Origin of the sequence: Pseudolysinimonas sp. (assembly GCF_039912695.1) — a bacterium.
In the GTDB taxonomy this organism is placed as follows: domain Bacteria; phylum Actinomycetota; class Actinomycetes; order Actinomycetales; family Microbacteriaceae; genus Pseudolysinimonas_A.
In genome coordinates this window covers 1-22,064 of sequence record NZ_JBDSPJ010000019.1, presented here as the reverse complement: position 1 = coordinate 22,064, position 22,064 = coordinate 1, and the positions used below count along the sequence as shown (strand labels likewise).

General features: G+C 66.4%; 16 protein-coding genes. 7 read left to right on the top strand and 9 right to left on the bottom strand.

The features are described from left to right. Window positions 1–28 precede the first annotated feature (28 nt). Window positions 29–760, bottom strand: coding sequence for a DUF4190 domain-containing protein (locus tag ABIR17_RS07155; RefSeq protein ID WP_348003694.1), 732 nt, complete (start codon window positions 758–760; stop codon window positions 29–31). A gap of 31 nt (window positions 761–791) precedes the next feature. After that, entirely contained in the window at window positions 792–2,840 is a 2,049-nt protein-coding gene (gene glgX, locus ABIR17_RS07150; RefSeq protein WP_348003693.1) for a glycogen debranching protein GlgX, read from the bottom strand. Window positions 2,841–2,873: 33 nt separating this feature from the next. Between glgX and ABIR17_RS07145 the strand changes: the two genes are divergently transcribed. Further along, window positions 2,874–4,052: a cysteine desulfurase family protein gene (locus tag ABIR17_RS07145; protein WP_348003692.1), complete on the top strand. Its 1,179-nt coding sequence runs from the start codon at window positions 2,874–2,876 to the stop codon at window positions 4,050–4,052. Here the strand turns inward: ABIR17_RS07145 and ABIR17_RS07140 are convergent. From ABIR17_RS07140 to ABIR17_RS07125, 4 genes are all read right to left on the bottom strand, one after another. After that, a complete protein-coding gene (locus ABIR17_RS07140; protein WP_348003691.1) occupies window positions 4,049–5,758 on the bottom strand; it encodes an ABC transporter ATP-binding protein in 1,710 nt (569 codons plus the stop codon). The genes ABIR17_RS07145 and ABIR17_RS07140 overlap by 4 nt on opposite strands. After that, on the bottom strand, window positions 5,758–6,810 hold the full coding sequence (locus tag ABIR17_RS07135) for an ABC transporter permease (RefSeq protein WP_348003690.1): 1,053 nt from the start codon (window positions 6,808–6,810) through the stop codon (window positions 5,758–5,760). Before ABIR17_RS07135 ends, ABIR17_RS07140 begins: the two co-directional genes overlap by 1 nt. Continuing rightward, window positions 6,810–7,874: an ABC transporter permease gene (locus ABIR17_RS07130; protein WP_348003689.1), complete on the bottom strand. Its 1,065-nt coding sequence runs from the start codon at window positions 7,872–7,874 to the stop codon at window positions 6,810–6,812. Before ABIR17_RS07130 ends, ABIR17_RS07135 begins: the two co-directional genes overlap by 1 nt. A 94-nt stretch (window positions 7,875–7,968) precedes the next feature. Then, complete coding sequence (locus tag ABIR17_RS07125) at window positions 7,969–9,591, bottom strand: ABC transporter substrate-binding protein (protein WP_348003688.1); 1,623 nt, start codon at window positions 9,589–9,591, stop codon at window positions 7,969–7,971. A gap of 158 nt (window positions 9,592–9,749) precedes the next feature. Between ABIR17_RS07125 and mnmA the strand changes: the two genes are divergently transcribed. Both mnmA and ABIR17_RS07115 read left to right on the top strand, forming a co-directional pair. Beyond that, a complete protein-coding gene (gene mnmA / locus ABIR17_RS07120) occupies window positions 9,750–10,856 on the top strand; it encodes a tRNA 2-thiouridine(34) synthase MnmA (protein WP_348003687.1) in 1,107 nt (368 codons plus the stop codon). Then, entirely contained in the window at window positions 10,853–12,232 is a 1,380-nt protein-coding gene (locus ABIR17_RS07115) for a hypothetical protein (RefSeq protein WP_348003686.1), read from the top strand. Before mnmA ends, ABIR17_RS07115 begins: the two co-directional genes overlap by 4 nt. 11 nt (window positions 12,233–12,243) lie before the next feature. On the opposite strand, the gene ABIR17_RS07110 is transcribed toward ABIR17_RS07115, so the two are convergent. Further along, entirely contained in the window at window positions 12,244–12,918 is a 675-nt protein-coding gene (locus ABIR17_RS07110; protein ID WP_348003685.1) for a hypothetical protein, read from the bottom strand. Between the two features lie 62 nt (window positions 12,919–12,980). On the opposite strand from ABIR17_RS07110, the gene ligA reads away from it, so the two are divergent. The 4 genes from ligA (at window position 12,981) to gatA (ending at window position 18,889) form a co-directional block, all read left to right on the top strand. Next, a complete protein-coding gene (ligA, locus tag ABIR17_RS07105; RefSeq protein ID WP_348003684.1) occupies window positions 12,981–15,281 on the top strand; it encodes an NAD-dependent DNA ligase LigA in 2,301 nt (766 codons plus the stop codon). A 258-nt stretch (window positions 15,282–15,539) separates the two neighbouring features. After that, window positions 15,540–17,006 (top strand): alpha/beta hydrolase, encoded by a 1,467-nt coding sequence (locus ABIR17_RS07100; RefSeq protein WP_348003683.1) that lies wholly within the window; start codon window positions 15,540–15,542, stop codon window positions 17,004–17,006. A 51-nt stretch (window positions 17,007–17,057) separates the two neighbouring features. Then, window positions 17,058–17,366, top strand: coding sequence for an Asp-tRNA(Asn)/Glu-tRNA(Gln) amidotransferase subunit GatC (gene gatC / locus ABIR17_RS07095; protein WP_348003682.1), 309 nt, complete (start codon window positions 17,058–17,060; stop codon window positions 17,364–17,366). After that, window positions 17,363–18,889 (top strand): Asp-tRNA(Asn)/Glu-tRNA(Gln) amidotransferase subunit GatA, encoded by a 1,527-nt coding sequence (gene gatA, locus ABIR17_RS07090; protein WP_348003681.1) that lies wholly within the window; start codon window positions 17,363–17,365, stop codon window positions 18,887–18,889. The genes gatC and gatA overlap by 4 nt, the downstream gene beginning before the upstream one ends. Before the next feature lie 26 nt (window positions 18,890–18,915). Here gatA and ABIR17_RS07085 read toward each other — a convergent pair whose 3' ends face one another. Together ABIR17_RS07085 and ABIR17_RS07080 are read right to left on the bottom strand one after the other, a co-directional pair. After that, window positions 18,916–19,866 carry a hypothetical protein gene (locus ABIR17_RS07085; RefSeq protein WP_348003680.1) on the bottom strand — a complete coding sequence of 317 codons (951 nt, stop codon included), beginning with the start codon at window positions 19,864–19,866 and terminating at the stop codon, window positions 18,916–18,918. 131 nt (window positions 19,867–19,997) lie between these two features. After that, on the bottom strand, window positions 19,998–21,995 hold the full coding sequence (locus ABIR17_RS07080; protein ID WP_348003679.1) for a hypothetical protein: 1,998 nt from the start codon (window positions 21,993–21,995) through the stop codon (window positions 19,998–20,000). Between the last annotated feature and the right edge of the window lie 69 nt (window positions 21,996–22,064).

The following is a 22,064-nucleotide window of genomic DNA, read 5'->3' as shown; positions in this document are numbered from 1 at the left end:
CGGACTGTTGGCAGGATGTCGGATGCGACTAGCGGTATCGCGACGTGGCCGCAGTGAACACGAGGAACAAGGTCACCATGCCGATGCCGAGGACCGCGAGCACGATGCCGACAATCAAGCCGGCCATCGCCATCCCACGACCCGAATTGGGGTTACCCATCAGTTCCCGACGCTTGGCCGCCTGAAGGCCCAGTGCCGAGAGGACGATTCCGGCGATCGGTCCGAGGAAGGAGAGGACGAGCCATCCCGCAGACGAGACGATCAGACCGGCGAGCGCCAGTCCGTTGGTGGCCTGACCCGGAGCGCCGTAGGGCTGGGCGGCATAGGGGGAGTTGGTGTAAGCCGGGGTCGCGCTATACACGGGTGGTGCCGGGAAGCCGGGTGTAGCTGTGTAGCCGGGAGTCGCTGTGTTGACGGGTGTTGCGGTGTAGCCGGGTGCTGTGTAGCCAGGAGTCGCGGTGTAGCCGGGTGTTGCGGTGTAGCCGGGAGTCGCTGTGTAGCCGGGAATCGGAGCGTACGGGTCGGCGCGTACCGGGATGGGAGCAATCGCGCCGAAAGTGAAACCAGAGGTGTCGACCGGCGCGACCGGCGGCACCGCAGGTGTCACTACCGTCGACTGGTCCGGCGAAACTTGGGTCGCCCCCGCGGCGGTCGAGTCGCGGCGGCTATCCGACCAACTGGCGCCGTTCCACCAACGCTCTCCAGAGGGCTTCTCCGGATCGGCATACCAACCGGCTTGCGGCGTCGAGGAGTCAGCCATGCGAAGAATCTACCGGACCGGCTGCGCACACCTAATGCGCGCGAAACAGCAACATCGAGGTCGGCCCGACCGGCAGCACCTCACCCGGCGCGTGCTCGGGTTCGCGGTCGCTGATGTCGTCCTGCGAGGAGTCCCAGAGCAGCGTGTAGCCCGACACCCCGTCGTGCGTCGGTAGCGTCACGGTGACGTCGGTTTCGAGGCCGTGCACGACGAGCAGAATGCGGTTGAACTCCTCGAACTCGGGAGTCGAGGCCGCGAGGTACTGCAGCGTGCGTTCGCCGGGGGAGTCCCAGTCATCCATCGTCATCGAGATGCCCTGTTTGTTGTACCAGTCCATCTGGCTGGCGCTCGGGGTGTTCTCGCCGAACCGGCCGTACCGCACCGGGCGTAGGGCGGGGTTCTCGCGGCGGAGCCGGATGAGTTGGGTCGTCACTGCGGCGAGCTCGCGCTGCCAATCCTCACGCTCCCAGCTGAGCCAGGTGAGTTCGGAATCGTGACAGTACGCGTTGTTGTTGCCGCGCTGGGTGCGGCCAAATTCATCCCCCGCGGTCATCATCGGCACGCCGCCCGAGAGCAGCAGGGTGCCGAGCAGATTCCGGATGGCGCGGCGCCGCGTTGCGAGGATCGTCGCATCGGTCGTCGGACCCTCTGCGCCGTGGTTGAACGACTTGTTGTCGTTTGACCCGTCGCGGTTGTTCTCGCCGTTACCGATGTTGTGTTTTTCGTCGTACGACACCAGGTCCCACGCGGTGAAGCCATCGTGTGCGGTGATGAAGTTGACGCTCGCAAGCGGGCCGCGCTCGAGGGCGAAGACGTGGTTGGAGCCGGCGATGCGGCGGGCGAGCGACCCGATCCCCTCACTCGGGATGCCGTCCGCAGAACGGGCGTCGGCGATGTCACGCAGCCAGAAGTTACGCATCCGGTCGCGGTAGCCGTCGTTCCACTCGGAGTAGCCGTCGGGAAAGTTGCCGACCTGCCAGCCGCCCATGCCGATATCCCACGGTTCGGCGATCATCTTGGTGCCCGCCAGTTGCGGGTCGTCGCGAATCGCGAGCAGCAGCGGATGCTCGGGGTCGAAGTCGGCGGCAGCGTTACGGCCCAGCGTCGCCATCAGGTCGAAGCGGAACCCGTCGATCTGTACCTCGTTGGTCCAGTACCGCAGTGAGTCGAGCACGAGTCGCTGCGCGGCGGGAAGTGAGAAGTCGAGAGTGTTGCCGCATCCGGTCGTGTCGATGTAGCTACCGTCCGCGCTCTGCCGGTAGTACGACGCGTTGTCGATGCCGCGAAAACTGTTGGTCGGGCCGCCGCGACCCTCCTCCGAGGTGTGGTTGTAGACGACGTCGAGCACGACCTCGAGGCCGGCTTCGTGCAGCAGTTTCACCATGCCCTTGAACTCGCGCAGCACAGCACCGGTGCCGCCGACCTGGGCCTCGCGCGTCGCGTAGGCCGCGTGCGGGGTGAAGAAGTTGAGCGTGTTGTAGCCCCAGTAGTTGATCAGACCCATCTTCTGCAGGCGCTGTTCGCTGACGCTCTGATGCACCGGCAGCAGTTCGACGGTCGTGACGCCGAGGTCTTTCAGATACTCGATCGCCGCCGGATGAGCGAGGCCCGCGTAGGTGCCGCGCAACGCGTCCGGGATGCCGGGGTGCAGTTTCGTGAACCCCTTGACATGGGCTTCGTAGACGACGGCGTGGTCGAGCGAGATGCCGGGTTTCGCGACGCCCCCCCACTCGAAGGCGTCGTCTTGCACGTAGCCGCGCCAGTCGCCGGTCGAGGTGCGGGCCAGGCCGCGCGTGTAGGGGTCGAGGAGGTTCTTGGTGGCGTCGAACGCGTGGGTCGGACCCTTCGGACCGCGAGCCCGGATCGCGTAGTAGGTGCCGGTTTTCAGGGCGGTGGTGGTGGTGCTCCAGACGCCGTCGGCATCCCGAGTCAACGGAATCGTGGTACCCGCAAACGACGGATCCTTACCCTCAAACACGCACAGATCCACGCCGGTCGCGTTCGCGCTCCAGACCCGAATACTGCCTCCGTCGGGCCCGACCCGCACGCCGAGATCGCTGAGCGGATCGGCGGGTGGCATGCGATCCAGCGTATGGGTTCCTAGGGTGGCTCTATGGACATCGGATCGCGCGTGCATCCCGCCCCGTCGGTGTACCTCGACCACGCCGCGACCACGCCGATGTCACCGTCGGTGCGAGCCGCGTACGTCGACGCGCTCGCGGTTGTCGGCAACCCCTCGTCGATCCACGCGCACGGTCAGGCGGCGCGGGACCTGCTCGAGACCGCACGCGAGAAGGTCGCGGTGTCGCTGGGCGCCGATCCGGTTGAGGTCATCTTCACGGGGGGTGGCACCGAGGCGGTGAATCTCGCGGTGAAGGGGCTGTTCTGGGCTCGCGCGCCTCGCCGCGTCATCCTCTCTTCTCGCGCGGAGCATCACGCGACCCTCGACAGCATCGACTGGTTGGTGCGGCACGAGGGTGCGTCGGTCGAATGGATCGACGTGGATGCCGTGGGCCGGCTGTCGCTCAGCTCGCTTGAGAGGGCCTTGAGCTTCGATCGCGAACGGGTGGCCTTGGCATCCTTCCTCTGGGCGAACAATGAGGTCGGCACATTGCAACCGGTTTCTTCGATCGTCGAGCTGTGTCGGGCCGCCGGAGTGCCGGTGCATCTCGACGCGATCGCCGCGTACGGGTCGGTGCCGATCGACGTGCACATGGTCGGTGCGGACGTGGTGAGCGTCTCGGCGCACAAGATCGGCGGACCGGTCGGAATCGGCGCCCTCGTCGTCGCGCGCACTGCCACCGTCGAACCGCTGGTGCACGGCGGCAACCAGCAGCGGGTGCGCTCGGGTACGCAGGATGCGGCCGGAGCCGCGGCCTTCGCCGCCGCGGCCGACCTGATCGTGCTCGGCGATCCGCGCCTGACTGGGCCGCGCGACCGGCTTGTGGCGGGCCTCTCCGCGCTGCCGGGAGTCACGATCCGCGGCGACCTCTCGCCGGAGGGCCGGCTGCCGGGAAACGTGCACGCGACCTTCGACGGCTGCGACGGCGACGCCCTGCTCTACCTGCTCGACGAGGCCGGGTTCTCGGTCTCGACCGGCTCCGCCTGTCAGGCCGGCGTCAGCGAGGTCTCGCACGTGCTGCTCGCCATGGGCGTGCCCGAGGTCGAGGCCCGCGGTGCCCTGCGATTCACCCTGGGCCACGAGACCGGGATGCGCGCGATCGAAGCCCTGCTCGCTGTGCTGCCGAGCGTGCTCGCCCAGGCCCGCACGGCATCCGTCCGCTCGTCCTAAAGATCCTCCGAGAGGTCCCCTGCGAGACGTGATGCCCGCCGCGCGGCCTGTTCCACGGGATCGGGGATCGGCAGCGACGCCAGCAGGCGTTTCGTGTAGGGGTCCTGCGGTGAGCCCAGCACCTTCGCGGTCGGCCCCTGCTCGGCGATCTCCCCGTTGTGCAACACGACGATGCGGTGCGCGAGCACGTCGACGACGGCGAGGTCGTGCGTGATGAACAGCGCGGCGAAACCGAAACGCTCTTGCAGTTCGGCGAACAGTTCGAGCACACGGGCCTGCACCGAGACGTCGAGCGCGCTGGTCGGTTCATCGGCGATCAGCAGTTTCGGGTCGAGGGCGAGGGCACGCGCGAGGGATGCCCGCTGACGCTGCCCGCCGCTCAACTCGTGCGGAAAGCGGTCGCCGTACGCGGCCGGCAGTTGCACAGCCTCGAGAAGTTCGTCGACCTTGTCGCGTGCCGCGCCCGCGTCCCGTGCCGCGCCGTGCACGATGAGCGGCTCGGCGACGCACTGCGCGATCGTCAGCAGCGGGTTGAACGAGGTCGCCGGGTCCTGGAAAACGAACCCGAGCTCGCGGCGCATGGGGCGAAACTCGCGTTCGGATGCCGTGGCCAGGTCGGTGCCGAGCACCCTCAGAGACCCGCCGGTGACCTTGGTGAGGCCGGCCATCGCCCGACCGATCGTGGTCTTACCCGAACCGCTCTCGCCGACGAGGCCGAGCACTTCTCCGGGTCCGATCTCGAAGTCGACATCATGGACGGCAACGAACCCCTTCCGACCAAACCGTCCCGGGTATTCGATTTCGAGCCCCTGTGCGACCACCACCGGTTCTGCGGCGGGGTTGTCCCGGTACTGGCGATCCACGATCTCGAGGCGCGGGACCGCCGCCAGCAGCAGCTTCGTGTATTCGTCTTTCGGCGACGCGAACAACTCCCGCACGGGAGCTGTCTCGACGATCTCGCCGTGATACATCACCGCGACTCGGTCGGCCAGGTCGGCGACGACGCCCATGTTGTGGGTGATGAGCACGATCGCGGTGCCGAACTCATCGCGCAGGGTACGCAGCAGGTCGAGAATTTCGGCTTGAACGGTCACGTCGAGTGCAGTCGTTGGTTCGTCAGCGATGATCACGCTCGGCTCAAGCGACAGGGCCATCGCGATCACGATGCGTTGCTTCTGACCGCCCGAGAACTGGTGCGGGTACTCGTCGATGCGCTTCTCGGGGTCGGGGATGCCGACCTTACGCAGCATGTCGATCGCCGTGGCGCGCGCATCCTTCTTCGAGACTTTGCCGTGGGCGCGAAGCCCTTCCGTGAGCTGCCAGCCGACCGTGTAAACCGGGTTGAGGGCGGCCGACGGCTCCTGGAAGATCATCGCCGCCTCGACGCCGCGCAATTCGCGCACCTTGCGCCGGCTCAGGCCGACGACATCCGTTCCGCTCAGAATCACGGCGCCGTCGACGCGCGCGGTTTCGGGAAGGAGACCCAGGATGCTGCGCGCCGTCACGGTTTTGCCCGAGCCGGATTCTCCGACGATCGCCAACACTTCGCCGGGCCGCACGTCGAGGTTCACACCGCGGACCGCCGCGACGTCTCCCCCGTCGGTCGCGAACGTGATGTCGAGGTTCTTGATCTGAACCGCGAACTCGGCGGCGCGGGAGGCAGCTGACTTCAGGTGGGCGGTTTTCACGGGTCCGGTCACGGGCATCAGAGTGTTTCCCCGAGTTCCTCGCGCGCGGTGGGCTCGGTCGCGGCCACCTGGTCTGCGGGCGTCGCGCCCACTGGCGTCGCGCGCACGGCCGTCGCGCCCACTGCCGTCGCGCCCTCGGCCGTCGCACCCTCGGCCCGTCGGCGAGTCCGCAGCCGTGGGTCGGCGAGGTCGTTGAGACTTTCGCCGATCAGGGTGATGCCGAGCACGATGAGCACAATCGCGAGTCCGGGCGGCACGGCCGTCCACCAGATGCCACTCGTCACGTCGCTCTTCGCGCGGTTGAGGTCGTAGCCCCACTCGGCGGCGGCGGTCGGCTCAATGCCGAATCCGAGGAAGCCCAGGGCGGCAAGGGTCAGGATCGCCTCGGACGCGTTGAGCGTGAAGATCAGCGGCAGGGTGCGGGTTGAGTTGCGCAACACGTGGCGGAACATCACTCGGGCCGTGCTCGCACCGATCACGCGGGCGGACTCGACGAACGCTTCCGACTTCACCCGCACGACCTCGGCGCGGATGACGCGGAAGTACTGCGGCACAAAGACCACGGTGATCGAGATCGCCGCGGCCGTGATGCCGCCCCAGAAACTCGACTGCCCTCCCGAGATGACGATCGCGGCGACGATGGCCAGCAGCAGGCTCGGGAACGCGTAGACCGCGTCGGCAACGACGACCAGGATGCGGTCGAGCCAGCCGCCGAAGTAGCCCGAGACCAGACCGAGCAGCACGCCGATCACGATCGACAGCACGACCGACACGACGATCGCAAGAAGTGCGGTGCGGGTGCCCCAGATGACCCGCGAAAGCACGTCGTAGCCGCCGACAGTGGTACCGAGGAGGTGCTCGGCGCTCGGCGGATCCTGTGCGCCGAACAATTGCCCGTCGAGGCGCAACTGGTTATAGGAGTAGGGGGCAAAGAGTGGCCCGAAGATCGCCAGCAGCACGAAGAAGCCGGTGATCACGAGGCCGGTGATCAGCATCCCGCGCTGCAGCCCGACGCTCTGGCGCAACTGGTGGATGATCGGCAGCCGCCGGATGCGCTCCCGGATCCCCATCAGAACCTCACCCGGGGGTCGATGACAGCCGCGACGATGTCGACGATGAAGTTGCTGAGGGCGACGATCACCGCGAGCAGGGCGACGATACCCTGCACGGCAACGAAGTCGCGTTTGCCGAGATAGAACGCCAACTCGAACCCGAGTCCGCGCCATTCGAAGGTGGTTTCGGTCAGCACCGCACCGCCGAGCAGCAGGGCCACCTGCAAGCCGATCACGGTGATGATCGGGACCAGTGCCGGACGGAATGCGTGCCTACTGACCAGGCGGTACTCACTCACGCCGCGCGAGCGGGCGGCGTCGACGTACTCCCGACCGAAGGTGCCGATGACGTTGGTGCGCACCAGGCGCAGGAAGATGCCGGCGGTGAGCAGCCCGAGCGTCAGACCGGGAAGCACCGCGTGCCACAGCACGTCACCGGGAGCCGCCGCGTTGCCCGAGCGGAAGGCGTCGATCAGGTAGATGCCGGTCGGATCGTGAAGTTTCGACAACACGATTTCGGTGCGAGTACTCGCGCGTCCCGCGATCGGGAACCAGCCCAGCCCCACCGAAAACACCAGTTTGAGCAGCAGGCCAGCGAAGAAGACCGGGGTCGCGTACGCGAGGATTGCCAAAATGCGCAGCACCGCATCCGGCCATCTGTCGCGCAGATAGGCGGCAAGCATCCCGAGCGGAATGCCGACGATCACGGCGACGAGCAGGGCGTAGATCGCGAGCTCGAGGGTTGCCGAGCCGTAGCGCAGCAGCACGTCGGAGATCAGTTGGTTGTCGGTGATCGTGCGACCGAACTGGCCGGTGAAAACCTGGCCGAGGTATTCCAGGTACTGGGTGATGATCGGCCGGTCGTAGCCGGCCTGGTGGATGCGCTCCTGCAACTGGTCAGGGGTGAGGCGGTCACCGACGGATGCCGTGATCGGGTCGCCCGTCAGGCGCATCAGAAAGAACACCATCGTGACGAGGATGAACACCGTCGGGATGATGAGCAAGAACCGCACGACGAGGTAGCGCCAGAACGTTCCGACACCCGCGCGGCGTCGCACGGGAGTCGCGGTCGCGGTCGTCATCACTGCCTATCTTCGCCCAGCTGCGAATGGATGGAGAAACGGGGTGGCTGAGAAACCTCAGCCACCCCGTTCAGTTACTTCAGTTCGGTACGGGTCAGCCCTTGACGAGCGACGAGTAGCGGAACTTGTTCGACGCGTCGAGCACGACACCGGTGATGTCGGTACCCGTCACGGCAACCTCGTGGCCCTGCAACAGCGGCAGGGTCGAGATCTCGGTCGACACCTTGTCCTGGATGCTCTCCAGCTCAGCGGTTCGCTTGTCGGCATCCAGCTCGCTCGCCTGGTCGACGATCAACTTGTCGACGTCGGCGTTCTTGTAGTGGTTGTTGAAGAAGCTGCCGTCCGACTTGAAGAACACCGTGAGGTAGTTCTCGCCGTCCGCGTAGTCCGGGAACCATCCGAGCTGGTAGATCGGGTAGCCGTCCTTCGAGTACTCGGTCTTGTAGGTGACCCACTCGGTCGAGTTGAGCGTGACCGTGAACAGCCCCGACTCATCGAGTTGGCTCTTGATCAGCGCCCACTCGTCCGCAGACGCGCTGCCGTAGTGGTCCGGGTTGTACTGGATGTTAAGGGCCAGCGGCGTCGTGATGCCGGCGTCGGCGAGAAGCTGCTTCGCCTTGGCGGTGTCAGCACCGCCCTTGCCATCGCCGTACTTGTCCTCGAACACCGGGGTCGCGCCGTTCAGGCCATCGGGGATGTACGAGTACAGCGGCACGAACGCGCCCTTGTACACCTGGTCCGAGATTTCCTGACGGTTGATCGTGTCGGCGATCGCCTGGCGAACGGCAAGAGCCTTGGCCGGGTCGGCGTCAGCGGTCGCGGTACCGAAGGGCATGGTCGCGAAGTTGAACACCATGTAGCGGATCTGGCCACCGGGGCCGTCAAGAACGCTCACCTTGCTGTCACCGCGGAGGTCCTCGATGTCGGTGGGGTTCAACGAACGGTAGGCGATGTCGACAGCACCGGACTGCACGTCGAGCTTCAGGTTCGACGGGTCGGTGTAGTACTTCACCGTGATGTCGCTGGTTTTCGCCGCGCCATACTGGCCCGCATACGCGGTGTTCGGCGCGTAGGTGATCAGCTTGTTGAAGTCGAAGTTCGAGATCACGTACGGACCCTCGAACGCGTTGGCGTCAACGATGTCCTTGTCGGGCGTGATCGCCGTCGCCGAGAACACATCCTCGTCCACGATCCAGGCGGCCGGGCTCGACAGGATCTTCGGGAAGATCACGTCGTTCTCGGTCTTCAGGGTGAAGACGACCGTCACGGCATCCGGGGTGTCAATGTGGTCGAGGTTGCCCAGCAGGTAGGCGGGGCCGCTCGGGTCATTGATCTTCACCTGACGGTCGAACGAGAACTTGACGTCCGACGAGGTGAGCGCGTTGCCGTTGGCGAACTTCAGGTCGGGCTTCAGCACGACCGTGTACTCGGTGGGGCTGGTGTACTCGGCGCTCACCGCAATGTCGGGCTTGACATCCGACTCGCCCTGGGCGGAGTCGAGCAGGGTCGCGAAGACCTGGGTCTGAACGGCCAGTGAACCGTTGTCGTACGAGCCGGCCGGGTCGAGCGTGGTCAGCGGGTCGGTCGTGCCGATGATGATGCTGTTGTCTGCGGTGGCGGCGGTACCCCCCGCGCAACCGGCGAGGGCGAATGCCGCGATCAGCGGGATTGCCAGGATCACCGCGCGCGTGCGCACGGTCTTTCGAACGGAAACCATGTCCGTTGTGCCTCTTTCTCTTGAGTGCAGAGTGCGCGTTTTACAACCGCTCCCTGTGTGGTCCTTCTGTCCTAACACACCAACGGCTGGGAATCCCGACTCGTAACGTCATCGCAACACAACGATCCGTTACCGATTCGCCCCGTTACCCTGGGATCGTGAAGGTTCTGGCGGCGATGAGTGGGGGCGTCGACAGCGCCGTCGCCGCAGCGCGCGCGGTCGAGGCCGGCCACGACGTCGTCGGCGTGCACCTGGCGCTTTCCCGCAACCCCGGCACGCTGCGCACCGGCAGTCGCGGGTGTTGCACGATCGAAGACTCGATGGATGCCCGCCGCGCGGCGAACCTGCTCGGCATCCCGTTTTACGTCTGGGATTTCAGCGAGCGCTTCCAAGAGGCGGTGGTGGATGATTTCATCGCCGAGTATGCGGCAGGTCGCACCCCGAACCCGTGCCTGCGCTGCAACGAGCGCATCAAGTTCGCCGCCCTGCTCGAGAAGGCCGTGGCGCTCGGCTTCGATGCCGTCGCGACCGGGCACTACGCCAACGTCACGACGGATGCCGACGGCAACAAGCAGTTGCACCGTGCGGCGGCCTGGGCGAAAGACCAGTCCTACGTGCTCGGGGTTCTCACCGCCGACCAGATCGCGCACGCGATGTTCCCGCTCGGGGCCACGCCGTCGAAGGCCGAAGTGCGGGCCGAGGCTGAGGCACGCGGCCTGACCGTTGCGCAGAAGCCCGACTCGCACGACATCTGCTTCATTCCGGACGGCGACACTCGCGGCTGGCTCGCCGACAAGGTCGGCGCCGAGCCGGGCGCGATTCTCGACCGGGCCGGAGAGCGGATCGGCACCCACGCCGGCGCCGTGGCATTCACGATCGGTCAGCGCAAAGGTCTCGACATCGGCTACCCGACCGACGACGGCAAGCCGCGCTTCGTGCTCGAGATCCGGCCGAAGACGAACGAGGTCGTGGTCGGGCCGCGGGAGGCGCTCGCCCTGCGCGAACTCGCCGGGTCGCGGGTTTCGTGGGCCGGGCTGCCGCCCGAGGATGCCGACATCCCGTTCGCCTGCGACGTTCAGGTGCGCGCGCACGCCGACCCGGTTCCCGCGATGGTGCGCATGCTTGGGGACGAACTGGTGATCACGGTCGATCAACCGCTGTTCGGCGTCTCGCCGGGACAGAGCGCCGTGATCTACGTCGGTACCCGGGTGCTCGGTCAGTGCACGATCGATCGCACGGTCAGCGCCGTGGCCGTGGGTGCATGAGTCGTCGGGGTGTCGCCCTTTTCGTAGCCGTCGCGGTGCTTGCGGCCAGCGTCCTCACCGCGTGCACGCCGAATCGCCCGAACGAGGCGATCGACTGGCTGAAAGGCCGCCACGGCGTCATCGGCGCGACGGTCCTGGCCGACCACTCGGACGCGTTCGCCAGCGGCGGCACGATCCGCGGCGAGCTCGACCCGGCCATCTCTGAAACCGACCTCGACAAGCTGGTGGATGAGGTTCAGGGCTATCTGAATGACCACGGGGAGGTCAGCATCCGGCTCGGTCGCAACGGTGTGGACTTCGGCGTCTACATCGACGACGGCGACACCGGGATCGGGCGCGACCTGTGGACCCGGGCGTCGGGCATCAGCGGACTGGTCAGCGGGGTGGCGAGTGGCGCGACGATTCTGATGCGGGTGCTGCGACCCGACGCGGCCACGACCCTGCGGGCTCTCGAACGGGTTGTCGTCGATGTCGAAGATCGCTACCCGGTCGCGATCGAACTGGAGGCGTTCCGCAGCGCGGAGGCTCTCGCGGCGACAGCCTCCGACGATGACTTCTTCGGTGGTCTTCAAGACCTGAACGCCCTCGGCTACCAGGTAGCGGCAGGATGCTCACCCACCACCGTCGTGCAGACTTTTGCTCTCGACCTCGCCGCCGATAACCGAGTGGATGGCGGAACGCTCGACCTCTGCAACGGACTCGACGTGCAGTATGCGGCCGGTGTTGACATGGCTCAGGTGGTGACTGAGACGCGCACTCGCCTCGAATCCGACGAGCTGGCGGCGTTCCCGGTGACGGTTGCGCAAGCCGCGGGTGGGTTCGCCGACGCCCACCACGTGGAGGTCACGCCCGGGGATGCCGCTCTGCTCGACATCGTTCCAGCGCTCGCGGCGCAGGATCCGTCGGTCTATTACTCCCTCGACGCTGCCCGCAACCTGGTGCTGACCGACTGGGAGCACGAGGCCGCGACCCTTCTGCCGCTGCTCGCGTCCGCCCCGAGTGCCCCGCTGCTGCCATCGATTCGGCTCGAAGCGAAAGACATGAAGGCGACGGGTACGTACGAACAGTTGGCATCGCTCATCCAGCAGGCCACCGATTTGCGCGCCCTCGACCCGGAGTTCTCCGACGCCGACCTGTCGAGCGAGAACGTCATTCTCGAGCTCTACTCGCCGGTGGGAACCGATCCCGACATGGCGGCGGCGGTCACGGCGCTGCGCTCCAGCCCGATTTGGATGACGCACACCGTGGACCTGAGTTACCTCAACTTCCACGTCTACATTCAGGATGGCGTGGCCACGATCGGTGACCCCGACTACGTCGGTGGTGAGGTGATGACGAACTTCGTCACCCTGTGGAACGCCCCGCCCGCTCCCTAGCTACGCGCTCCCTAGCTACCTGAGTCGCCGTCCCCTGCGGCAGCGCCGACCTCGGCGATCGCTTCGGCGGCCCAGACCTGCTGCTGCGGGGTGCCGTACTGGTCGGCGGCATCCGCGGCGGCGTGGAAAGCCTCGAGCGCGCCGTCGGTGTTCCCGGTCTCGAAGCGCGCCCAACCCAGGTTGTTGTTCAGCGAGACCGCCCACCGCAGGATGCGCGGGTCATCCACTGCGCTGAGTTCGTCAAGCGCGCGTGCGGTGGAGTCTTCGATGTTCGCGGGGTCGGCAATGCCGAGCATGTGCAGCGCGTCGATGTGGAGGAAGGTGAGCTCGGTGCTTGCCGGGGGAGCGGAGAGTGCTGCCGCCTTGCGAAAATGCCCCGCTGCTTCGACCGGGGCACCGGCCGAGTTGTGCAGCCTGCCGCGTTCGAGTGCTGCCCGCACGGCAACCACCGGGTCGTCGAGATCGAGGGCGTCGAGTACCGCGTGGGCCTCGGTGAAGCGACCTTGCAGGCCCATCGCGCGGGCGATCTGGGTGCGGAGTTCGCGGCGCTCTTCGGCATCCACCGTCTCGGAATTGCCCGCCTCGGCCGTGCCCAGATCGTCGTAAGCCTCGCGAAGGCGGCGTTCGCTGGCGGCGGGGTCGCCGAAATCCCAGAGGTCGTCGAGGGTGGTTTGACGCAGAGTCATGGCAGCAATTCTGCCGGGTTGGGCGCCGGCTGGGCGTCGGGGGGTGTTCGTAAGCTCGGGGTATGCCACGCGGTGCAGCTTCCGACCCCATCGAGCAGGTTCCTGCCGTGACCGACGCGGGCCTCGCCGCCGCAAAAGTCGAGGCCGACGATCTCACCACCCGCATCCTCGAACTGCGCGACGCGTACTACCAGCGCGACACGGTGCTCGCGAGCGACGCCGAGTACGACGATCTGATGCGCCGCCTCGAAGAGCTCGAGAGGCTGTTTCCCGAACTACAGAGCCACGACAGCCCGACCCAGACCGTCGGCGGGTCGGCAGCGACCACGTTGTTCGCACCGGTCATTCACGCGGAGCGGATGCTGAGCCTCGACAACGTGTTCAGCCGTGACGAGTTTCTGGCCTGGGCGGCGAAGGTCGAACGAGATTCCGGGCGACCTGTCGAGTACCTGTGCGAGCTCAAGATCGACGGACTCGCCATCAACCTGCGCTACGTCGACGGCGTGTTGGTCTCGGCGGCGACCCGCGGTGACGGTGTCGTGGGCGAAGACGTCACCGAAAATGTGCGGCTGATCCGGTCGATTCCTCGTCGGCTCGCTCTGCCTGACGGGGGAGGGCCGAACCCGCCGTCGATCGTCGAAGTACGAGGCGAGGTGTTCTTCACGACAGCGGCTTTCGAAACCCTCAACGCCGCCCAGGTCGCGGCCGGCGACCGGGTGTTCGCGAATCCGCGGAACGCGGCATCCGGCTCGCTGCGTCAGAAAGAGGAGGGCAAGTCGGGTGACGCCCTCGCCCGGATGCGCTCCCGGATCGGACACCTGTCGATGCTGGTGCACGGCATCGGCGCCTGGCCTGACCCGCCGGTTTCGTCGCAGTCGGAGGTCTACGGGCTGCTGAAATCGTGGGGGCTGCCGACATCCGAACGGTTCGACGTCGCCTCGAACGCTCTCGCCGCAGCTGTCTATATCGAGCACTATGGAGCCGCCCGGCACTCGGTCGAACACGAGATCGACGGCGTCGTCATCAAGGTCGACGAACTCGCCCTGCACGACGAGCTGGGGGCGACGTCGCGGGCGCCGCGCTGGGCAATCGCCTACAAGTACCCGCCCGAGCAGGTGAATACCAAGCTGCTCGACATCGTCGTCTCGATCGGTCGCACCGGCCGGGCCACCCCGTTTGCTGTCATGCAGAAAGTGCGCGTCTCGGGGTCGGAGGTGCGGCAAGCCACCCTGCACAACCAAGACGTGGTGAAACTCAAAGGCGTGTTGATCGGCGACACGGTCGTGCTACGCAAAGCGGGCGACGTGATTCCCGAAGTGCTCGGGCCGGTCGTCGAACTGCGTGACGGTACCGAACGCGAGTTCGTGATGCCGACCAACTGTCCGGTCTGTGGAACCCCGCTCGCGCCCGCGAAGGAGGGCGACGTCGACCTGCGGTGTCCGAACTCGCGGTCGTGCCCCGCCCAGGTGCGCGGACGCGTTGAGCACATCGGATCCCGCGGCGCCCTCGACATCGAAGGGCTCGGCGAGATCGGGGCGGTCGCGCTGACCCAGCCCGACGTGCCCGTGCCGCCGCCCCTGATCACCGAAGCCGGGTTGTTCGCCCTGACGATGGACGACCTTCTGCCGATCGAGGTGCGCGTGCGCGACTACGAGACCGGCGTGGTGAAAGTGGATGCCGACGGTCGGCCCGATCTGCGGTCGCCCTTTCGGCGCATCACCGTTCCGGCTCGCAAAGGCCAGCCCGCCGAGTACGGGCCGTCGGCGCTGGCCGAGAAACTGCTCGCCGAACTCGAACTCGCCAAGTCGAAAGAACTGTGGCGGTTCCTGGTCGCTCTCTCCATCCGCCATGTCGGGCCGGTCGCTGCGCGAGCGCTGGCCGCGTACTTCGGGTCGCTGCGTGAAATCCGGTCGGCATCTCGCGAAGAACTCGCGGCCGTCGAAGGCGTCGGCGCCATCATCGCTGATGCCGTGCTCGAGTGGTTCGACGTCGACTGGCACGTCGCGATCGTTGAGCAGTGGGCGGCCGCCGGGGTGCCGTGGACGGTGCCAGGTCACGCCGGACCCGGAGCCGCGGCTGCGGCCGACGGGGTGCTAGTCGGGCTGACCGTCGTCGCGACCGGATCACTTGAGGGGTACACCCGGGAAGAGGCGGAAGAAGCGATTCTGCGCGCCGGCGGCAAGTCGGGATCGAGCGTTTCGAAGAAGACCGACTTCGTCGCGGCAGGGCCCGGTGCGGGGTCGAAGTTGGGTAAAGCCGAAGAACTCGGGGTGCGCATCATCGACGCCGCCCAGTTCACACTCCTGGTGGAACAGGGGCCGGGGGCGCTCGACGTGAATCCATCGACTGAGTCCCGCGACTGAGTCCCGCGACTGAATCCGTCGACGTTACGCGACTCGCCCCGCGCCAGGTGCGTCAGAGTTTCGGGATCTCGCACCGGCCTTTTCGCCGTTCTGCGCACCAAAAGGGACGCGGGATGTTAATTTCGCATAAATTGTCGGTCAGTTCACGGTCGCGGCCCCCTTTTGGGTGCCACCGTGTCCCTAGAATGAGGGGCAGTGGAGTGATGTTTTGGCTGGAAAGTCAGGCGCGCGAAACGCTGGGCGATGGGATGACTCGACGTGCTGAACGTCGCAGCGATCTTTGCAACCCCGGCGATGGTTTCAGTCCTCGCCGGGGCCTTTGGCATGTCCTCCGTCCTCCCGCCGGTCAGCACCTCTGACGCCCTCGCGCAGCAGCCCATCGTCTCGGTCGCCACAGTCGCAAACACAGCGGTCGGCACCGTCGCAAACACAGTGGTCACCACGGTCGCGAGCGCGGTCCCCAGCCAAGTCGGTGCCGTGCCTGTTGCCGGCATCCCGAACGGCGTTCCGCAACCCTTCATCGGGCCCGACCCGGTCGGTGGCGGTGCGTCGCTCGACACCATCGCCAAGCTCGACGGGGTCGCGCTGCTTGACCAGATGGTTCGTCTCACTCCGAGCGAACTCGATACTTTTGTCTCCGCACACCCCGACGTGCTGAGCGAGCTCGTGGCCCAACCGCCGGCCGCCCTCGAGGTCGCCCAATGGTGGTCGCGTGCGTCCCAGGCCGCCCGGGGAACGTTGTCGGCTGACCTGCCGGGAGTTGTCGGAAATCTCGACGGCGTGCCCTACGCGGCCCGCGACGTCGCGAACCGTGCCTTCCTGGTGACGACGGTGGACGGCATCCGCGCCCAGCTTTCGGCGGGAGTTGGTCGCGCCATGGAAGACGAGCTCGACGCCCGCCTGCACATGTTGGGTGAGGTGTCGACGGCCCTCCAGCGCGGACCTTCCGGGGCCAAGCGCTCGCTCGTCATGCTCGATGTCAGCGGCGACGGCCGGGCCGTGGTCGCGATCGGCGACCTCGCGACCGCGGATTACGTCAGCATCCTCGTGCCGGGGATGTACTTCGGAGTTGACGCGCAACTCGTCGACTGGTCGGCGACCGCCGACGCGATGCTCGTCGAGCAACAGAAATGGATCACGCGGCTCGGGCTTCCGGGCACTGCCGCAACGGTCTCCTGGATCGGCTACCACACGCCCACTGTGGTGAGCGCACCGTCAATGCAGCTCGCGTATGAGGGTCGCGACGCGCTGACCCTGACGCTGCAGGGGATCGATGCGACCCGCGTCGCGAATGTGCAAGCTCTGCCGTTTGTCTCGATCATGGCTCACTCCTACGGTTCGACCGCCGCCATGCTCGCGCTGCAAGAGAACGACGTCACCGTCGACGCACTCGCGGTTGTCGGGTCGCCGGGGAGCCCCGCCAACAATGTCAAAGACCTCAAGGTAACCGGCGGAAACGTGTGGGTCGGTGCGGCGGACTGGGATCCCATCCCGCGCACGGGCGTCTATGGCAGTCAGCCGTTGGATGCCGACTTTGGTGCCCACCAGTTCAGCGTCAAGGGCACGACCGATTCGGTGACCGGCGAGACGCTGCTCGACACGGTTAGCCACAACGACTACTTCGCTCCCGGCACGACGTCGCAGCGCAACCTCGCGCTGATCGCTCTCAACCAGTCGTCGTTGGTGACGTCGCTCGGCGGTTTGGCGAAGTCCGCTTCCCGCTGATCGGCCCGCCTCTGAGCTGATCGTCCGGTCGTCGCCTCGTAGACTTCGGGGGTGCCCGGTAGTTCTGAAATCACCCCCGCCGTCGTGTCGCACATGGCGCACCTCGCTCGCATCGCGCTCACCGACGAGGAGGTCGCGAAGCTGACCGGTGAGCTCGGCCTGATCGTCGAGTCGGTTGCGAAGGTGACTGCCGTCGCGACGCCTGATGTTCCGGCGACCAGCCACCCCATCCCGCTCGGCATGGTGACGCGAATGGATGTCGTGGGCCAGACCCTCACGGCCGAACAAGCGCTGTCAGGGGCACCCGCCACGCAAGACGGTCAATTCAAGGTGTCGAGCATTCTGGGAGAAGAGCAGTGAGCGCCACAGCAGCGGGTGCCGAACTCACCACCCTTGCCGCCTCCCGCCTGGCGGAACTGCTGGGTTCGGGCGATGTCTCCAGCGTCGAAGTGACGCAGGCCCACCTCGACCGCATCGCGGCAGTGGATGTCGACATCCACGCGTTCCTGCATCTGAATGCCAGCGCTCTCGATGCCGCTCGCGCCGTCGATGCGGCACGCGCATCCGGTACCGCTCTGTCGCCCCTCGCCGGTGTCCCGGTCGCGATCAAAGACGTGCTGTGCACCCTCGACATGCCGTCGACGGCGGGGTCACGCATTTTGGAAGGCTGGATTCCGCCCTACGACGCGACCGTCGTCGCACGGATGCGGGCGGCCGGGCTCGTGCCACTGGGCAAGACCAACATGGATGAGTTCGCGATGGGCTCGTCGACCGAGCACTCCGCGTACGGCAACACCCACAACCCGTGGGATCTGACGCGCATCCCCGGTGGGTCGGGTGGTGGTTCGGCCGCGGCAGTTGCGTCGTTCCAGGCGCCGCTCGCCCTCGGGTCCGACACCGGCGGCTCGATCCGGCAGCCCGCCGCGGTGACCGGTTCAGTCGGCATGAAGCCCACCTACGGCGGGGTGTCGCGCTATGGAGCGATCGCGCTCGCGTCCTCCCTCGACCAGGTCGGTCCGGTGACGCGCTCGGTGCTGGATGCCGGCCTGCTGCACGACGTCATCGGCGGCCACGACCCGCGCGACTCGACATCCATTCCCGACGCCTGGCCGTCGTTCGCGGAGGCTGCCCGTGCCGGGTTGCGCGGTGAAGGGCTGCGGGGGTTGCGCGTGGGCGTCGTGAAAGAACTGTCGCAAGAGAATCAGGGTTTTCAGCCCGGCGTGCTGCAGCGGTTCCGTGAATCGCTCGCGCTGCTCGAGGCGCAGGGGGCCGAGATTGTCGAGGTTTCGGCTCCGAGTTTCGACTACGCCATCGCGGCGTACTACCTCATTTTGCCCGCTGAGGCGTCAAGCAACCTCGCCAAGTTCGACTCGGTGCGCTTCGGTCTGCGGGTCGATGTGCCCGGCGGAACCGTTGAAGATGTCATGGCCGCCTCCCGCGAGAGGGGCTTCGGCGACGAGGTGAAGCGCCGCATCATCCTGGGCACCTACGCCCTGTCGGCCGGCTACTACGACGCTTACTACGGCTCGGCGCAGAAGGTGCGCACGCTCATCCAGCGCGACTTCGCGCAGGCATTCGAGAAGTGCGACGTGTTGGCCACACCGTCGGCACCGACGACGGCCTTCCCTCTGGGATCGAAAGTGGATGACCCGCTCGCGATGTACCTCAACGACCTGACGACGATTCCCGCGAACCTCGCCGGGGTGCCGGGAATCTCGCTGCCCGCCGGACTCGCGCCGGAAGACGGACTGCCGGTCGGCATCCAGTTGATGGCTCCTGCACGGGAAGACGCGAGGCTGTACACGGTCGGTGCTGCGCTGGAGTCGCTGCTCGAAGCGTCATGGGGCGGCCCGTTGCTGTCGAAGGCGCCGGCGCTGGTTTAGAGCTGCTGGGTGAGGGCGTACTCGGCTTATGGCAGGTTCGGCGGAACGTAGTAGGTGACATACAGTTTGTTGACTCCTCGCACATTGCGCCCGTTGAGCGGGGCGGCGAGATCGATCGGGAACCAGTCCAGCGACGCCACCCCGCTCGTGGTGCACTGAAGTTTGCCGTTCGCGTCTGGTTCTTCGGCGACTGCGACGCCAACGGTGACTGTCGTATCGGTCTCGATCACGACGATGTCGATCGGGTCGCATGCGAGCCCGTAGGTTGCGATGACGAGGTCGGCCCCGGCGAGGAGTTCGTCGTTGGGACGGTCGACGCTCGGGGTCGACTGATCCCAGACGACCCTCGGACTGCGGTTTTCGGCGCTGACCGGGGAGTAATACATCGGGTCGACGACGCCGCCGGTGGCCGGGACGGCATCCAATATTGGGTACGGGATCTGCAAGTGGTTGATCGTGCGCATCGCGCTGTCGATTTCGGCTTGATGAGCTTCGGGGCTGTTGGCGGCCCGATGGTCGGCGATCTGCTGTGCGGCGCCAGCGACGATCAGCCCGACGACTAAGACGGCGCAGGCCGAGACGGCGACAGACGCATACGCGAACGTGTAGCCCAGGGAACTGGGTTCGCTCGGCGGAGGGTTGGCATCGTCGATCGCACGACGCTGGGCTTGCGTGCGCGAGACGGCCATGACGATGAACCAGGCGATCAACAGCGCGTCGCCAATGAAGATCGTGGCGAGCGCGGCGTTGGCTTTGTCGATGCCCTCGCCCGGCCAGATGGCGGCCACCAGGATGGCGATGAGACCGACCAGGATGACGGCCGCTCCCGCACGCACGACGCGCCACCGGCGGGGGCTCGGCTCCATGTCGTCGGGCGACTCGAACTGCCATGAGCTCAACGCCCACGTCCAGGAGGGCACGATGACGGTGGCCGCCGTGAACAGGACGCCGAGGCCCCAGAACATCCACATCACCATTTCTCGACTCTAGAGGTGAGCGTGAGTCACACGTCACCGGCGCCGCCTGAGCGACCCAGTTGACGTTGAACGCAACGATGCCCCGCCCGGCAAGCCGGGCGGGGCATCGTCACGCTAGATGACGGCGGGAGTTACTCCGCGTCGGTCATTTCCTGGCGACGTGACCGCATGACGATCAGCGCCAGACCGGCGGTCAGCAGCAACGCGCCGAGGGCAACCCACGGTGCGGGTGATGCTGAACCCGTGAAGGCAAGCGTCGTCAGGTCCGTGCAGACCTTGTCCGAGCTGGCGATCGTGATCGACCAGCTGGTTTCGCCGTCCAGCGTGTCATCGGGATCGTGCGGAGCCGCCGTCACCGTGTGAACACCGGGCTTGACCGTGACCGTTTGGGTGGTCATCGGCGTCAGCGATCCGTCGAGGAAGTAGTCGACGTAGGGGCTGAAGTAGGGCGCCCCGTCGACCTCGCCGACCGTGATCGTGCCGTCGACGGCGGTACCGCCGTTGCAGGTCTGATCGGTGTGGCCGGCATTGGTCGGGAAGGACGCGAGAGTCGGGATCTGGCAGATTCCGTTGTCGTTAGCTTCGAAGACCCAATGCGTTTGACCCGCCCCGAACTTGTAGGCCGCGCTGGCCGGGCTCGAGTCGATGGTCACGTTGCTCAACGACAGCGGCACGACGACCGGACCGGCGGTGGGGGTGCCACCGTTGACGCTCCACAGCACGCCTTCGATTCCCGGCAGGTACATGTTGCCATCGTGGACGTTGCTGTCACAGCTGATGACGGGCGGGTCAACGAAGCTGATGCTTCCGCATCCGGTGACGTGGCTGACCGTCGTGAACTGCCCGGCGATCGAGTTGCTCCCCAAGTGGACGCCCTGGGCGATCAACGTGTTCGTCGGGTAGATCGCCGACATCTGGTCGATCGTGGCCGGGTTGGCTTGAGAGCCGAGGCCCGGGTTGGCGATCTTGCTCGTCCAGACCTTGGTCAAGTTCGTCACCGTGAAGGTGCCGGTCTGGCCGGGTGCCCAACCGTTGTTGTACGGCTCGATCGAGATCGTGGCGAAACCGGTGGTGCCGGTACGCCAGATCTCGTAGACCAGCGCCGCGTGGTATCCGCTGGCCGAGGTGATCGTGTACGACGAACCGACGACTCCTTCGAGGTTGCCGCTCACGTAGTGGAGGTAGTCGACCGGGGCAACATTCGGACCAGCGAATCGCAGCCCGCCCGCGCTCTGGGTCGGGGCGACGTCACCAGACTCGGTGAACCAGGTGCTGCTCTGCGAGACGCACGGGTCTGACGGGCAGGTGCCGTAGGTGTACGTCGTGTAAGCATCCGCGCCCTCAACGTCGACGACGTTGCGCTGGTGGATGAGCGTCCAGGCATCACCGACGGTGGCCTGCTTGTCGGCGGTCCAGTTGGCATCCGACAGTGACGTGCTGCTCGTGCCACCGGTCAGGTAGTAGAGCGTGACGTCGGGGGTTCCGTCGTTGTTGGAAACGTCCTGCGACTCGACGTCGAGGGTGTCGCTGTCAGCGCCGGGGTTGACGGTCGACCATGCCGACCAGGGACCCCAGTTGGTGAACCCGCTCGGGTTCGAGACTTTGGTCGCGTAATACGACGCCGAACCGGCGCTGCCGGGAGCCCCGTAAACCGACAGCGGGACGCTGCCCTTGGGGCTTGCTTCCGATCCACCGATCAGGTTGTCGGGGATGCCGCTGGAACTCCAGACCGCGTTGATGACGGAGTCGGCGATGGCATGCCAAGTCGGCGAGCCGCCCAGGTTGAGCCAATGGCCGCTGACCGGGATGCCGTCGATGGTCGTGGTGCCTCCGCTGACGAAGTCCCAGGTCGAGAGGATGTATTTGTGCTCGACGTCCCCGTAGGTGACGGTGCGCGTGCGGTACCGGTACTCGGTGTGGTTGGTCGACTCGGTACCGGGGATGACCTGGTCGTACTGGAATTCGTCGTGGCTCACCTTCAGGACCGCGGGGTGCACGGTGCTGTCGGTGATGCACTGGCCGTCGTGGTCGTCGACCGCAACAGCGTTGGAGGCGAGAGCGCCCGTGGTGGCCGCGAGGCCGAGCGCAAGAGTGAGGCTCGCCAAACTGGCGAGGAACTTCTTCAACATGGTGGGGGATCCTTGCTGGCGCGCGCCCACGCACGGGTTTGGGGGGCACGACAATTTTCCCGGCACGTG

Bases quoted from the DNA above. Each gene is read 5' to 3' on its own strand.
- ABIR17_RS07110 (WP_348003685.1), bottom strand. From the start codon at position 12,918: ATGACTCTGCGTCAAACCACCCTCGACGACCTCTGGGATTTCGGCGAC.
- glgX (WP_348003693.1), bottom strand. From the start codon at position 2,840: ATGCCACCCGCCGATCCGCTCAGCGATCTCGGCGTGCGGGTCGGGCCC.
- ABIR17_RS07125 (WP_348003688.1), bottom strand. From the start codon at position 9,591: ATGGTTTCCGTTCGAAAGACCGTGCGCACGCGCGCGGTGATCCTGGCA.
- ABIR17_RS07085 (WP_348003680.1), bottom strand. From the start codon at position 19,866: ATGGTGATGTGGATGTTCTGGGGCCTCGGCGTCCTGTTCACGGCGGCC.
- ABIR17_RS07140 (WP_348003691.1), bottom strand. From the start codon at position 5,758: ATGCCCGTGACCGGACCCGTGAAAACCGCCCACCTGAAGTCAGCTGCC.
- ligA (WP_348003684.1), top strand. From the start codon at position 12,981: ATGCCACGCGGTGCAGCTTCCGACCCCATCGAGCAGGTTCCTGCCGTG.
- ABIR17_RS07130 (WP_348003689.1), bottom strand. From the start codon at position 7,874: ATGACGACCGCGACCGCGACTCCCGTGCGACGCCGCGCGGGTGTCGGA.
- ABIR17_RS07115 (WP_348003686.1), top strand. From the start codon at position 10,853: ATGAGTCGTCGGGGTGTCGCCCTTTTCGTAGCCGTCGCGGTGCTTGCG.
- ABIR17_RS07135 (WP_348003690.1), bottom strand. From the start codon at position 6,810: ATGGGGATCCGGGAGCGCATCCGGCGGCTGCCGATCATCCACCAGTTG.
- ABIR17_RS07155 (WP_348003694.1), bottom strand. From the start codon at position 760: ATGGCTGACTCCTCGACGCCGCAAGCCGGTTGGTATGCCGATCCGGAG.
- ABIR17_RS07145 (WP_348003692.1), top strand. From the start codon at position 2,874: ATGGACATCGGATCGCGCGTGCATCCCGCCCCGTCGGTGTACCTCGAC.
- ABIR17_RS07080 (WP_348003679.1), bottom strand. From the start codon at position 21,995: ATGTTGAAGAAGTTCCTCGCCAGTTTGGCGAGCCTCACTCTTGCGCTC.